The 12,005-nt window shown below is 57.9% G+C and carries 12 protein-coding genes; 11 read left to right on the top strand and 1 reads right to left on the bottom strand.

From position 1 onward, the window contains the following. Positions 1 to 541 precede the first annotated feature (541 nt). Entirely contained in the window at positions 542 to 1,267 is a 726-nt protein-coding gene (gene virG, locus NKI18_RS21160; protein ID WP_023685159.1) for a two-component system response regulator VirG, read from the bottom strand. A gap of 1,289 nt (positions 1,268 to 2,556) precedes the next feature. On the opposite strand from virG, the gene NKI18_RS21155 reads away from it, so the two are divergent. The 11 genes from NKI18_RS21155 (at position 2,557) to virB11 (ending at position 11,993) form a co-directional block, all read left to right on the top strand. Next, positions 2,557 to 3,342 (top strand): type IV secretion system lytic transglycosylase VirB1, encoded by a 786-nt coding sequence (locus NKI18_RS21155; protein WP_352480565.1) that lies wholly within the window; start codon positions 2,557 to 2,559, stop codon positions 3,340 to 3,342. A 74-nt stretch (positions 3,343 to 3,416) separates the two neighbouring features. After that, on the top strand, positions 3,417 to 3,722 hold the full coding sequence (gene virB2 / locus NKI18_RS21150) for a pilin major subunit VirB2 (RefSeq protein WP_023673707.1): 306 nt from the start codon (positions 3,417 to 3,419) through the stop codon (positions 3,720 to 3,722). Then, positions 3,722 to 4,048 carry a type IV secretion system protein VirB3 gene (locus tag NKI18_RS21145; protein WP_023673706.1) on the top strand — a complete coding sequence of 109 codons (327 nt, stop codon included), beginning with the start codon at positions 3,722 to 3,724 and terminating at the stop codon, positions 4,046 to 4,048. Before virB2 ends, NKI18_RS21145 begins: the two co-directional genes overlap by 1 nt. Further along, positions 4,048 to 6,417 carry a type IV secretion/conjugal transfer ATPase VirB4 gene (gene virB4, locus NKI18_RS21140; RefSeq protein ID WP_023685155.1) on the top strand — a complete coding sequence of 790 codons (2,370 nt, stop codon included), beginning with the start codon at positions 4,048 to 4,050 and terminating at the stop codon, positions 6,415 to 6,417. The genes NKI18_RS21145 and virB4 overlap by 1 nt, the downstream gene beginning before the upstream one ends. Positions 6,418 to 6,430: 13 nt before the next feature. Next, entirely contained in the window at positions 6,431 to 7,114 is a 684-nt protein-coding gene (locus NKI18_RS21135; protein ID WP_023673704.1) for a TrbJ/VirB5 family protein, read from the top strand. A gap of 58 nt (positions 7,115 to 7,172) precedes the next feature. Continuing rightward, positions 7,173 to 8,060 (top strand): type IV secretion system protein, encoded by an 888-nt coding sequence (locus NKI18_RS21130; RefSeq protein ID WP_023762840.1) that lies wholly within the window; start codon positions 7,173 to 7,175, stop codon positions 8,058 to 8,060. Between the two features lie 27 nt (positions 8,061 to 8,087). Then, positions 8,088 to 8,246 (top strand): type IV secretion system lipoprotein VirB7, encoded by a 159-nt coding sequence (locus NKI18_RS21125; RefSeq protein ID WP_081731114.1) that lies wholly within the window; start codon positions 8,088 to 8,090, stop codon positions 8,244 to 8,246. Further along, positions 8,243 to 8,956, top strand: coding sequence for a type IV secretion system protein VirB8 (locus NKI18_RS21120; RefSeq protein WP_023679587.1), 714 nt, complete (start codon positions 8,243 to 8,245; stop codon positions 8,954 to 8,956). Before NKI18_RS21125 ends, NKI18_RS21120 begins: the two co-directional genes overlap by 4 nt. Continuing rightward, positions 8,953 to 9,837 (top strand): TrbG/VirB9 family P-type conjugative transfer protein, encoded by an 885-nt coding sequence (locus NKI18_RS21115; RefSeq protein ID WP_352480564.1) that lies wholly within the window; start codon positions 8,953 to 8,955, stop codon positions 9,835 to 9,837. The genes NKI18_RS21120 and NKI18_RS21115 overlap by 4 nt, the downstream gene beginning before the upstream one ends. Continuing rightward, positions 9,830 to 10,969: a type IV secretion system protein VirB10 gene (virB10, locus tag NKI18_RS21110; protein ID WP_023679589.1), complete on the top strand. Its 1,140-nt coding sequence runs from the start codon at positions 9,830 to 9,832 to the stop codon at positions 10,967 to 10,969. The genes NKI18_RS21115 and virB10 overlap by 8 nt, the downstream gene beginning before the upstream one ends. After that, a complete protein-coding gene (gene virB11 / locus NKI18_RS21105; protein WP_023673699.1) occupies positions 10,953 to 11,993 on the top strand; it encodes a P-type DNA transfer ATPase VirB11 in 1,041 nt (346 codons plus the stop codon). The genes virB10 and virB11 overlap by 17 nt, the downstream gene beginning before the upstream one ends. Positions 11,994 to 12,005: the final 12 nt, after the last annotated feature.

The following is a 12,005-nucleotide window of genomic DNA, read 5'->3' as shown; positions in this document are numbered from 1 at the left end:
TCGATGGTCGAGCTGACGAGCCGCCAACCAATCCAGAGGAGCTTCTGCGACTGGAACAGGGGGTTTCGCGAGGTGCTTCAGCGAGGGCAGGATCATCAAGCCGCCTCATCTTTTTTCAGCAACCCAGGGATGCCCGATGGACGGGATGACCTCAACAGAAGCGTGTCGGAGGCTTTCGCAAGCTCTGGGACGCCGGAGTTCGGGCCGCCGCCCCCAGTCTTGGCTGCCAGCCAACAGCAGATCCGCCCTTCGCCGGATGAGCTTGACCAGGGCAACCACCTGCCACCCGAGTGAGTCGTCCCAACAATGAACATTCACCAGCGCTGTTGTGGCCAGCGGAGACGCAGAGGGCCCTGAATACGCCGCAAGCCGTCGCCATTCAGCAGCAGCTGAGCGAAATCGGCAATTCAGGCGGCCGCGTGCATATGCAGAGAGGGGCTGATGCGATCTCCGGACCGGTAGCTCTCGCCGTAATTGATCAGGCTGGTACTGTGGAAGGCTTGATCAGCCTCGTCACCCCAATCTCCAGCATAGCTCACTGTCACGCGGCCAACGTGCCTCCGTAGCTAACATCTACGTCAGCGTTGAAGAAGTACCCTGCGCCACGGGATGTTTTGACCAGGCGAGGGTTGGCCGCATCAGCCTCCAGCTTTCGGCGCAAGCGCATGATTAGGACATCGATACTTCGATCGTACACCTCTTCTCCACGCACACGGCTCGCGAGCAAAAGCCGTTCTCTGGATAGCACGTTGCGGGGGTTCTCCAGAAATGCGATCAAGAGATTGAACTCACATGCGGTAAGCTTGACCTCGCCACGCTCCGCACAGATCAGTCGCCGCTGCTTCACGCTGAGCTTCCAGGCCCCAAAGCGAAATGAGCGCTGCTCTCTGGTTCGCGGACTAGAAATGCGCTGGCGTAGCGCTACTCGAATGCGGGCCAAGAATTCGCGCATCCCGAAAGGCTTGGGAATGAAATCGGTTGCGCCGAGCTCCAGTGCAACCACTTTTTCCGCCTCATCAAGCCGGTCGCCGCTGATCACTATGATAGGAACATCCGATTTTGTCGCCAGATTGCGGACGATCGCAAGTCCATCCTCCCGGCCTAGGTTAAGGTCAACAACCACGAGATCGACTGGCTCACGTGAAAGAACATAGTCAAACTGCTTGCTATCGTGGACTGCGGTTACCTTCAGGGCATGCATCGTGAGATACTCGGCGATGAGGCGCCGCATTGCGGCATCATCGTCAATGACAAGAACATGTTTCAACGGCACACCTTCAATCTTGAATCCCCTTGTCTAAACCTGTTGCCGAGCAACCCTGGGGCACCGACCCAGAACAGCTGCTCCTTGATACCACTCGCCGTTGCGTGCGGCCAATGTGAGGCCGTGCTCGTCCTGTTCTTTTCATCCCCAGCGAATTGACCGCACCAAGGCAGCCCGTGGCCACCAGACAGGTCCAAGCGCCGACATGACCCTGCCGTGTGGTCCTTCGCTTTTTCGCTTCGAGCTCCCCCGTTGGTGCAGGCCTGCCAATATCACTCAAGTTCGACCTCATGGATGCCAAGTTTCCTGCTATGCCCTTGCATCCTGGTCATCCTGGAGTTTGCGGACCTGGATCATCTCGATATCCTCCGGCTCGTGGATCCAGCTCGGACATGGTTGAGCAGCGCGGCGTTTGGCTTGATCGGAGAGGCGGTCGGCGGAAGAAGACCGTGATTCGCTGCAGCGGCCTTGTGCAAAATAGTGTGTCTCCTGCCAAGCCGGCTTCGTCCAAGGTGGCCGGCGGCCTCAAATGCTGTTCGGCGACCGGCAGGTCGCCGGTTGCGGTGAACGTCCGGGCTAACATTTCTCAGTTACTGCAACTCCTCCATCTTGAGCGTGTCACTATGCTTGTCCATTGCGCCGTCGGACTCCGTCAATCACGTGCGGTTATCTGCCGATGGGACTGTGCATGATCCACCCTTTGGCGGCGGCGGCCGAACAGCTGAACGAGGCTCGCACCAGGAGGGCTGCGCCGCCACGTCTTCCCAGTCGACCCTCGCCGCCGCGGATTTGCGCCTTCGAGCCAGCTTCGCGGACGAGCTCGCGTCTCAAGCAATGATATGAGTGTGCAGGGCCGCGCATGGCTGCTCTTTAAGGACCGGCAGCATACCGGCAAAGTTGGGCCGCTTTATCGCCTTAGTCGATTCCCCACGGTGATCCCGAGCCTGAACAAGCCCGCCAAGCTCCCCATTTTGTCCTTGGCTTGGCGCTGACAGAAGTACCATCCATGACGCCAAAGTCGCGGCCCACACTCCAGGAGCAACGGACGGCCGGGACGAGCAATCCTGTACAGGAGTCATTGTACCAAGATGCTCCGGATGTCGCTGGCTGATCGGGCCCGCGCCACCCACGCATGCGCAAGATGCTCACCCACGCTGATACGAACACGGTCTTTGCTTCAATTGAAACCGAAAAGCTGAACTTGAACATCACACAGTAACAAACCTCCCCGATAAGCGCGTGCCGGACAGGGCCAGAACCCGTCCGGCGGCTTGGAAAGGTAGGTGATAGGGATGTTTATTGCAGCTTGGCCGCTGGCCATCGTCCTGATGACATCCATGTCACTCCCAGCCGAGCCCGCGCCACTTTCTCCGCGTGAGTTCCGCAGCCTGTCGCGCAAATGCGCCCCCTGGGTTGCGCCGTCCACCCTCGCCGCGATTGCCAAGATTGAAAGTGGCTTTGAAACGCTGGTGGCTCATGACAACACCACAGGTGAGCAGCTTCGCTGGATAGACCACCTGGAAGCCACGCGGGGCATCAAGGAACGCCTCGAAGCACAACATTCTGTCGATGTTGGATTGATGCAGATAAACAGCAAGAACTTTGCCATGCTCAATCTCACGCCGGAAAGGGCTTTCGAGCCCTGCGCCTCGCTTTCGGCTGCCGCCCACCTGCTTGAAAGCCGGTATGCCGGCGGCACCACTGCTGTGGCACAGCAACTGGCGCTTCGCCGTGCCATCTCGGCCTATAACACGGGCGACGTCACGCATGGCTTCGCCAACGGTTATGTACGCAAGGTCGAGTCGGCCGCAAAGGACATCTCAAGTCTCCTTGAGAGAACGCTGGAGCCGACTGCTCGAGACGTGCCGCACCTTGAGGCACCCGGTCGGAAAGCCGTGCCGCCTCTGCTCCAGCAGAGCCAACAGGCCAATAGAAAGAAGCAGCCCAACCAAGATTCTTGGGACATCTGGGGCTCGTATCAGCCAGACCGCTCCGGGGCCGATCCCTCCGATCCGACAGGCAGCCAGGCTGCGAAAGCACGGGAACCCGCGAACCCGAACAAACTCGTATTCGATTGAAACATGGAGATGCAATGATGACGCCACTCAAGATACTTCGTGCGCTTAAAACGCGTGTTCCTTCGCCTTTTTCCATGCTGCGCATGGCGGCTGAATATGTACCGGCCGCTGCTGCAGGCGCGGCGTGGACGGTCTTCTACAGCGGGCCAGCCGCGGCTCAGGTGACCGGAGGGACGGATCCTGCCAAGATGGTCCAGAATATCTGCACGTTCATACTTGGCCCCTTTGGACAATCACTGGCCGTGCTCGGGCTCGTAGCCATCGGTATCTCTTGGATGTTCGGTCGTGCTTCACTTGGCCTGGTTGCGGGTGTCGTTGGAGGGATCGTCATCATGTTCGGGGCCAGCTTCCTGGGCAAGGCGCTCATAGGCGGCGGCTGATGAGCGACCGGTTGGAAGTGAGCACCCTCTATGTGGCGGCGACGCGCCCCGCACTGTTTCTGGGGGTGCCGCTGACGCTGGCCGGATTGCTCATGATGTTGGCTGGGCTTGTTATCATTATCCTTCAGAACCCGCTCTACGAAATCGTTCTCGTGCCACTCTGGTTCGGAGCACGGCTGGTTGTTGAGCGTGACTATAACGCGGCAAGCGTCGTGCTGCTCTATTTGCAGACGGCCGGCAGAAGCGTGGACGGGCCGGTCTGGGGAGGCGCAAGCGTCAGCGCCAATCCGATCAGAGTGCCGAAACGCGGAAGAGGAATGGTGTAATGTTCGGCGCCAGCGGCCGGACCGAGAGGTCTGGCGAGATCTACCTTCCGTATGTTGGTCACGTAAGCGATCAGGTTGTCCTTCTGGAAGACGGATCGATCATGGCCATGGCACATGTGAACGGTGTGCCCTTTGATTTGGAAGACGCTGAGATGCGCAACTCGCGCTGCCGCGCGTTCAACACTCTCTTGCGCAACATCGCCGATGACAATGTCTCGATATACGCTCATCTTGTGAGACACAACGATGTGCCGGCGCCGGCGCCGCGCCAGTTTCAAAGTGCATTCGCTGGCAGTCTGAGCGAGGCCTACGAGCGTCGTGTGCTGTCGGGAAAGCTCTTTCGCAACGATCACTTCCTCACTTTGATCGTGTCCCCCCGCACCGCAATCGGCAAGATCGGCTTGCGGATTGCCAAGTCCCGCAGACGGAATGAGCACGATCTAGCCACCCAAATGCGGAGCCTGGAAGACCTCTGGCACATCACTGCTGGCGCACTCGGCGGTTACGGTCTGCGCCGGTTGGGCATTCGTGAGAAAGGCAACGTGCTCTTCACGGAAATCGGCGAGGCGCTTCGGCTCATGATGACTTGCCGGTTTCTTCCGGTTCCGATGGTTACCGGCTCACTTGGCGCCTCGATCTACACTGACCAGGTCATCTGCGGGAAGCGGGCGCTTGAGATTCGAAGGCCCGGGGATAGCTCCGTCGGATCATTGTTTTCGTTCCGTGAATATCCGGCGACGACGCGGCCGGGCATGCTAAATTCCTTGCTGTCCGCCAACTTCCCGCTTGTCCTGAGCCAGAGCTTTTCCTTCCTCACTCGCCCACAAGCTCATGCCAAACTAAGCCTTAAGTCCAGCCAGATGACGAGTGCCGGCGACAAGGCTCTCACCCAGATCAATGAACTTGCCGAGGCAGAGGACGCACTGGCAAGCAACGAATTCGTGATGGGTTCGCATCATCTGAGCCTGTGCGTCTATGCCGACAGCCTCAATAGCCTTGCAGATCGCGCAGCAAGTGCCCGCGCACGGCTGGCCGACGCGGGCGCCGTTATCGTCCAAGAGGGCATCGGCATGGAGGCCGCATATTGGTCCCAACTTCCGGGGAACAACAGGTGGCGCACGCGCCCGGGGGCGATCACCTCACACAATTTTGCCGGGCTCGTCTCATTTGAGAACTTCCCAAGCGGTTCCAGTTCCGGCCACTGGGGCAATGCTGTTGCGCGCTTTCGCACAAACGGTGGAACTTCTTTCGACTACATCCCCCATGAGAATGACGTCGGCATGACGGCAATATTCGGGCCCGTTGGCAAAGGCAAGACGACGCTGATGACCTTTGTCCTCGCGATGCTTGAGCAAAGCTTGGTCGATCGCAATGGTGCGATCGTCTTCTTCGACAAGGATCGGGGTGGTGAACTGCTGGTGCGAGCCACGGGAGGGACATATCTTGCGTTGCGCAGAGGCGCTCCGAGCGGCTTGGCCCCTCTGCGTGGACTGGACAACACCTCCGCCTCCCGGGACTTTCTGCGCGAGTGGTTGATGGCCCTGATCGAGAGTGACGGCCGTGGTCCGATCTCGCCGGAGGAAAGCCGTCGGCTGGAACGCGGCATTGTTCGTCAGCTTTCGTTCGAACCCCCTATGCGCTCACTTGCGGGCCTGCGCGAGTTCCTATTGCACAGCCCCTCCGAGGGCGCAGGAGCACGGCTGCAGCGGTGGTGTAGAGGGGGGGCGCTTGGATGGGCCTTTGACGGCGACGTGGACGAAGTAAGGCTGGATGCCTCCATTACGGGCTTCGACATGACGCAGCTCCTGGAATATGAGGAGGTCTGTGCACCGGCCGCCGCATACCTTCTGCATCGAGTGGGCGCTATCGTCGATGGTCGTCGGTTCGTCATGAGCTGCGACGAATTTCGATTCTATCTACTCAACCCCCAATTCTCGGCCGTTATCGACAAGTTCTTGCTCACGGTCCGCAAAAACAACGGCATGTTGATACTCGCAACGCAGCAGCCTGAACACGTTCTGGAATCGCCTCTCGGAGCTAGTCTCGTTGCGCAATGTATGACGAAAATTTTCTACCCATCACCGACGGCGGACCGCTCTGCGTATGTCGATGGCTTGAAGTGCACTGCGCAGGAGTTCGAGGCAATCCGCCAGGGAATGGCAATCGGCAGCCGCAAGTTTTTGCTCAAGCGCGATAGCGGGAGTATTGTTTGCGAATTCGATCTTGGGCAGATGCGCGAGTACGTAGCCGTACTCTCGGGGCGGGCCAACACAGTGCGCTTTGCCGACCAGCTTCGTAACCAGCACGGAGACGCCCCAAGTGGGTGGCTCGACAAGTTCATGGCCCGGTACCACGAAGTTCAAGACTGACGGAGGAATATTCATGAAATTTGCCAAACTTGCAGTAACGACCCTTGCTGCTTCCCTTCTGCTTCACGGACAGGCCCGTTCGCAATTTATCGTCAGCGACCCTGTAACAGAAACACAAGCGACCTTAACAGCGCTTTCCAATGCGGCGATCCTTGAGAGGTCAATCGAGACGCTCGCTACCACGATTGAAATGGTGACAATTCTAACGTCGTCATTCGCTGTCACGGGACTGCTAAGCTCACTGAACCAAGGAAATCACTACCCGTCGAGCAATAAGCTGGAGGAGCAGATGTTTGATGCTCGGGCGCCAGCTTCGATTATGGCCCGTAACATTGCGAAGGACCCAAATCGGATAGTCAACGGCACCGATTCAGAAGCGAAACTGTTACAGGGACAAATCGCCGGGGCCGCCAATGCCGCAGCTATTGCAGCCGACACTTTGGGCATGATGGACAAGCGCCTTAAGGATAACGCCGGCACGCTTGGTCAGCTTTCCCGCTCGGGAAATATTATGCAGGCCACCGTGACCAACGGTCTGGTCCTCAAGCAGATTCACGATGCGATGATCCAAAATGTCCAGGCCACGAGTCTGCTGACAATGGCCACTGCACAAGGGAGCCTTCACGCCGTGGAGGAGGCCGCCACGCAGCGTCGCGAACATCAGGACACCGCTAATATGTTTAGCATCCTCCCGTAAACCACACAGAGTTCATCAGGCTCAGCTGCGCTGATCAGGGACACATCAGGCTCACGCCATGAATTTCAAAATTCCCGCGCCATTCACGACTATACACACGATCTTTCATGGGGCCTTCACGTCCGGGCTGCACAAAGTGCTTGAAAACGTCCAAGCGGCGGTCAGTGCGCCTCTGGTTGCGTGTGTCACGCTCTGGATAATAATCCAAGGCTGTCTGGTCATGCGTGGTCAAGTCGATGCGCGCGGGGGTATCTCGCGCGTAATCATGGTGTCGATTGTCGTCGCCCTTATCTTAGGGCAGGCCAACTATCAGCAGTACATTGAAGCGCTCTTCGACGACACGATTCCGAGGTTGGCTCACGACATCAGTGGCAGCGACTTGCCCTTCATCGGAATCCCCCAGAAGCTCGATCTCATGTTTGCTTCAAGCCAGTATGTCTTTCAGCTGATTGCTTCCGAAATTGGGCCTATGAACGGCCAGGACATACTTGCTTTCGAGGGAGCGCAATGGATTTTCTACGGCGCGCTGTGGACAGCGTTCGAGATCTACGATGCCGTTGGAATTCTGACGAAGGTGCTCTTGACGATCGGCCCCCTGGTCCTTGTAGGCTACCTTTTTGATCACACTCGAGACATAGCCACCAGATGGATCGGCCAACTGCTCTCGTACGGGCTGCTGCTTCTCCTCCTCAACATCGTTGCAACGATAGTAATCGCTGCCGAAGCAGTCTCGCTGGCAGCCATGCTTTTGATGATCAAATTCTCGGGCACGACAGCAGCCAAGATCATCGGGCTTTACGAGCTCGACATGCTTTTCCTAGCTGGTGACGCTCTGATCGTCGCGCTTCCGACGATCGCCAGCAGCATCGCCGGCGGCTCTTGGGGAGGTGCGAACCGACCTCTTAACAGCCTCAATCGCCACTTTGCCAAAACGGCGGGTGGTTAATCAATCGACAAGCTCGGTGCCAAAAACATGAAATATTGCCTACTTCTGTCAATCCTCGCTTTGGCCGCCTGCAAGACGAGCCATGGGCTTGCGACATGCGCGGGTGCCCCATTCCAACTGAACGTGGGACAATGGGAAACCACCCCTGAGGATCTTCAGGTCGAATGCGCGGAAGAGCCAAAGTGAAAGTTCCTGAACATGCCCTTCTGGTGGAGAGAGAAACGCTAGCCGCCCACTATAAGAAGGTGGAAGCGTTTCAAACTTCACGAGCGAAGTCTGCGCGGCGCCTGTCAAAGGCCCTGATAGCCTTTGCCGCAGCGGCGGTCCTAGGAAATGTTGCCCAGGCATTTACCATTGCTGCCATGGTCCCGTTGGCCAAGCTCGTACCTGTGTTCCTCTGGGTCCGGCCGGATGGGACCGTCGACAGCGAAGTGTCAGTCTCTCGACTGCCGGCAACCCAAGACCGAGCCGTCATAAATGCTTCGCTGTGGGAATATGTACGCCTGCGCGAGGGGTACACAGCAGATACAGCCCAATACGCCTATGACCTCGTATCCAGTTTCAGCGCGCCGGCTGTGCGACAGCAATATCAAGATTTCTTCAACTATCCGAATCCCACCTCGCCGCAAGTCACGGTCGGCAAACGCGGCAAGCTCGAGGTCGGGCATATTTCTTCAAACGACATCAGTCCGGACGTTCAACAGATCCGTTACAAACGTACGCTTGTTGTCGATGGGCAGATGCCGATAGTGACCACCTGGACAGCTACCATCCGCTACGAGCGCTTGACGGGTCTGCCTGGGCAATCGAGGCTCACCAATCCGGGAGGTCTACTCGTCACTTCCTATCAAAGCTCGGAAGATAGCGTATCGAACCTGGGCTATGTGCAGCCATGACAAAAAGAGCGTTTCTCGCGCTGGTCTGTTCACTCTTCTTAACGATGGAAGCGTCCGCGGAAGACACACCACTTGCCGGCAAGCATGATGCGCGCATGCGCTACCTGGCTTACCGTCCTGACGAAGTGGTGCGCCTGTCTACCGCAGTGGGGGCAACGCTGGTTGTCACATTCGCGGCCAACGAGACAGTCGCAGCCGTGGCCGTTTCCAATAGCAAAGACCTGGCTGCGCTCCCGCGCGCCAACTATCTCTTTTTTAAGGCTAGCCGGATGCTCCCGCCGCAGCCGGTCATCGTGCTGGCCGAGAGTGAGTCCGGTACACGGAGATACGTCTTCAGTATTTCAACGAGAGCGATGCCAAAACTCGATGAGCAGCAACCTGACCTATACTACAGTGTGCAGTTCACCTATCCTGCTGATGAGGCTGCTGCTCAGAGAAAGGACGCAGAAAGGCGCTCGATTCTTGGTCAGGCCCGGGCGAAAGTGCTGCGCGACGAGAGAGTTCAGGATTTGTTGAATCGGCCCGCCGCAACTACCAGTCCGGACGAAAGCAATTTTCACTACGTCGCAAAGGGCGATCGATCGCTGGCGCCGCTGGAAGTTTTCGATAATGGCTTTACCACCGTATTTGGCTTCGCAAGCAATTCCCGCATACCCTCCCTCTACATTATCAATCCCGACGGCAAGGAAGCCGCTGCCAATTACACGGTCAAAGGAGACTATGTTGAAGTATCCGCAGTCGCCCGGGAATGGCGTCTGAGAGATGGCAATACGGTCTTGTCCATTTTCAACAGGGCTTATGACCCTGTGGGACGAGCGCCAGTGACCGGTACAGTGACACCCGACGTGTGGCGCGTTTTGAAAGGCCCGGCCGATGAATGAAACCGGCCCACAGTCGGGACATGATGTCCATGCCTCAGGATCGATGGTCTCGGAGCCGGCCCGCCGGCATGTTTCGGGATTGCAGAAGTTGGCCGTCGCTGCTCTTGTTCTCATCTCATCTCTATCGCTCATCTGGCTCGGCGGTCGTCCCAGCACACAAGACGAGCCAACTCAGCCAAAACCTCCAATTGTCGCCGACGCCGAGCCATTCCGCCCCGTGCCGATTGAGATTGCTCCCGAAGCTCCAGCACCCGTACAGGCGGCGCAGGCAGGAGATCCTGCGCCATCCACGCCGCCTCCGGCGCCAGCTGATCCGCCGCCGGAGGAAACACCAATTTTCGCCTACAGTGGCAGCGGTCAAATGCCCAACGACGGTCAGCGGAGCGAAGACAACCATAGGGATGCTCCCGCGACCTCGCATGAGATTTCAGACGCTGGCGATCTGACGGGGCGATTGAAGCCAGATATACAGGAGCCAAGCCGGGCCACACTTTTGCCGCACCCTGATCTCGTGATTACCCAAGGAACGATAATTCCCTGCATTTTGCAAACGGCAGTCGACACAAATTTACCGGGTTATGTGAAGTGCGTCTTACCTAAAGACGTCCGCGGCGCCACCAACAACGTGGTGCTTTTGGATCGCGGGACGACCGTGATTGGCGAGATCCAGCGTGGTCTCCAACAGGGGGATGCGCGTGTCTTCGTGCTGTGGACGCGCATCGAAACGCCTGACCATGCCCTCGTTTCGCTAGCGTCGCCGGGCGCTGACGAGCTCGGCCGCTCCGGAATGCCTGGCACGGTGGATAATCACTTCTGGCAGCGCTTTGGCGGAGCAATGCTCATGAGCGTCATTCAAGGCGCGTTTCAGGCCGCCGGTCAATACGCTGGCAGCTCAGGTGGAGGAAGCGGCATCAACAGCTTCCAGAGCAACGCCGGACAAGCCGTTGACACGACCCTTAGAGCAACGATCAACGTTCCGCCAACTCTGAAGAAAAACCAGGGAGATGCTGTATCGATCTTTGTGGCTCGGGACCTCGATTTCTCAGATGTATACGATCTTAGACCGATCGCCGTGGCGCCAGCCCCCCAACATCGCCAACGCCGGAGAGACAACAATGCGACCGGAGGCTGACCCTCAATTGCGTTTGCTTCTCAACCCTGTTTTGAAATGGCTTGAGGAGCCAAGGACCGAAGAGGTCGCTATCAACCGGCCTGGGGAAGCCTTTGTCCGACAGGCCGGCGTTTTCACGAAACATCCGCTACCGCTATCTTATGACGATCTGGAGGACATCGCGATCCTCGCTGGAGCGCTGCGCAAGCAAGATGTCGGACCGCAAAGCCCCCTCTGTGCGACTGAGCTGCCGAACGGAGAGCGGCTGCAGATCTGTTTGCCGCCCGCTGTTCCCTCAGGAACAATAAGCCTGACGATACGGCGTCCCTCAAGTCGTGTGACCGAACTCAAGGAAGTTTCTTCTCGCTACGAATACTCGCGTTGGAATCAATGGCGGTCACGAAAGGAGCGCCAAGAGCGGCAGGACGAAACGATTCTTCAGCACTACGACCATGGTGACTTGGAGCAATTTTTGCGAGCATGCGTTTGCGGGCGGCTCACGATGCTGCTTTGCGGACCTACTGGAAGCGGCAAAACGACAATGAGCAAGACTTTGATCAACGCTATACCCCCGCAAGAGAGGCTGATAAGTATCGAGGACACGCTCGAACTTGCAATCCCGCACGAGAACCATGTCCGGTTACTCTATCCGAAGGACCGAGCAAGCGTAGGTGCGGTGACAGCCGAGCAACTGTTGCAAGCCAGCTTGCGCATGCGCCCTGATCGAATATTGCTTGGCGAGATGCGCGATGATGCTGCTTGGGCCTACCTTAGCGAAGTCGTCTCCGGCCATGCGGGATCAATATCAACGATTCATGGGGCGGATCCGGTCCAAGGCTTTAAAAAGCTCTTTTCACTCGTCAAGAGCAGCCCGCAAGGAGCTGCTGTGGAAGACCACACGCTTCTTGACCTGCTGTCGGCTGCCATTGACGTCATTGTGCCGTTCAGTACCCACGGCGACGTGTATGAGGTGGGGGAGGTGTGGCTCGCCGCCGATGCCCGGCGACGCGGAGAGACAGTAGCCGACCTTCTTAACAAGCACTAAGGCTAGAGCACG

It is taken from the genome of Mesorhizobium sp. M0800 (assembly GCF_040320095.1).
Classification (GTDB): domain Bacteria; phylum Pseudomonadota; class Alphaproteobacteria; order Rhizobiales; family Rhizobiaceae; genus Mesorhizobium.
This window is presented reverse-complemented; position numbering and strand designations above follow the sequence as displayed.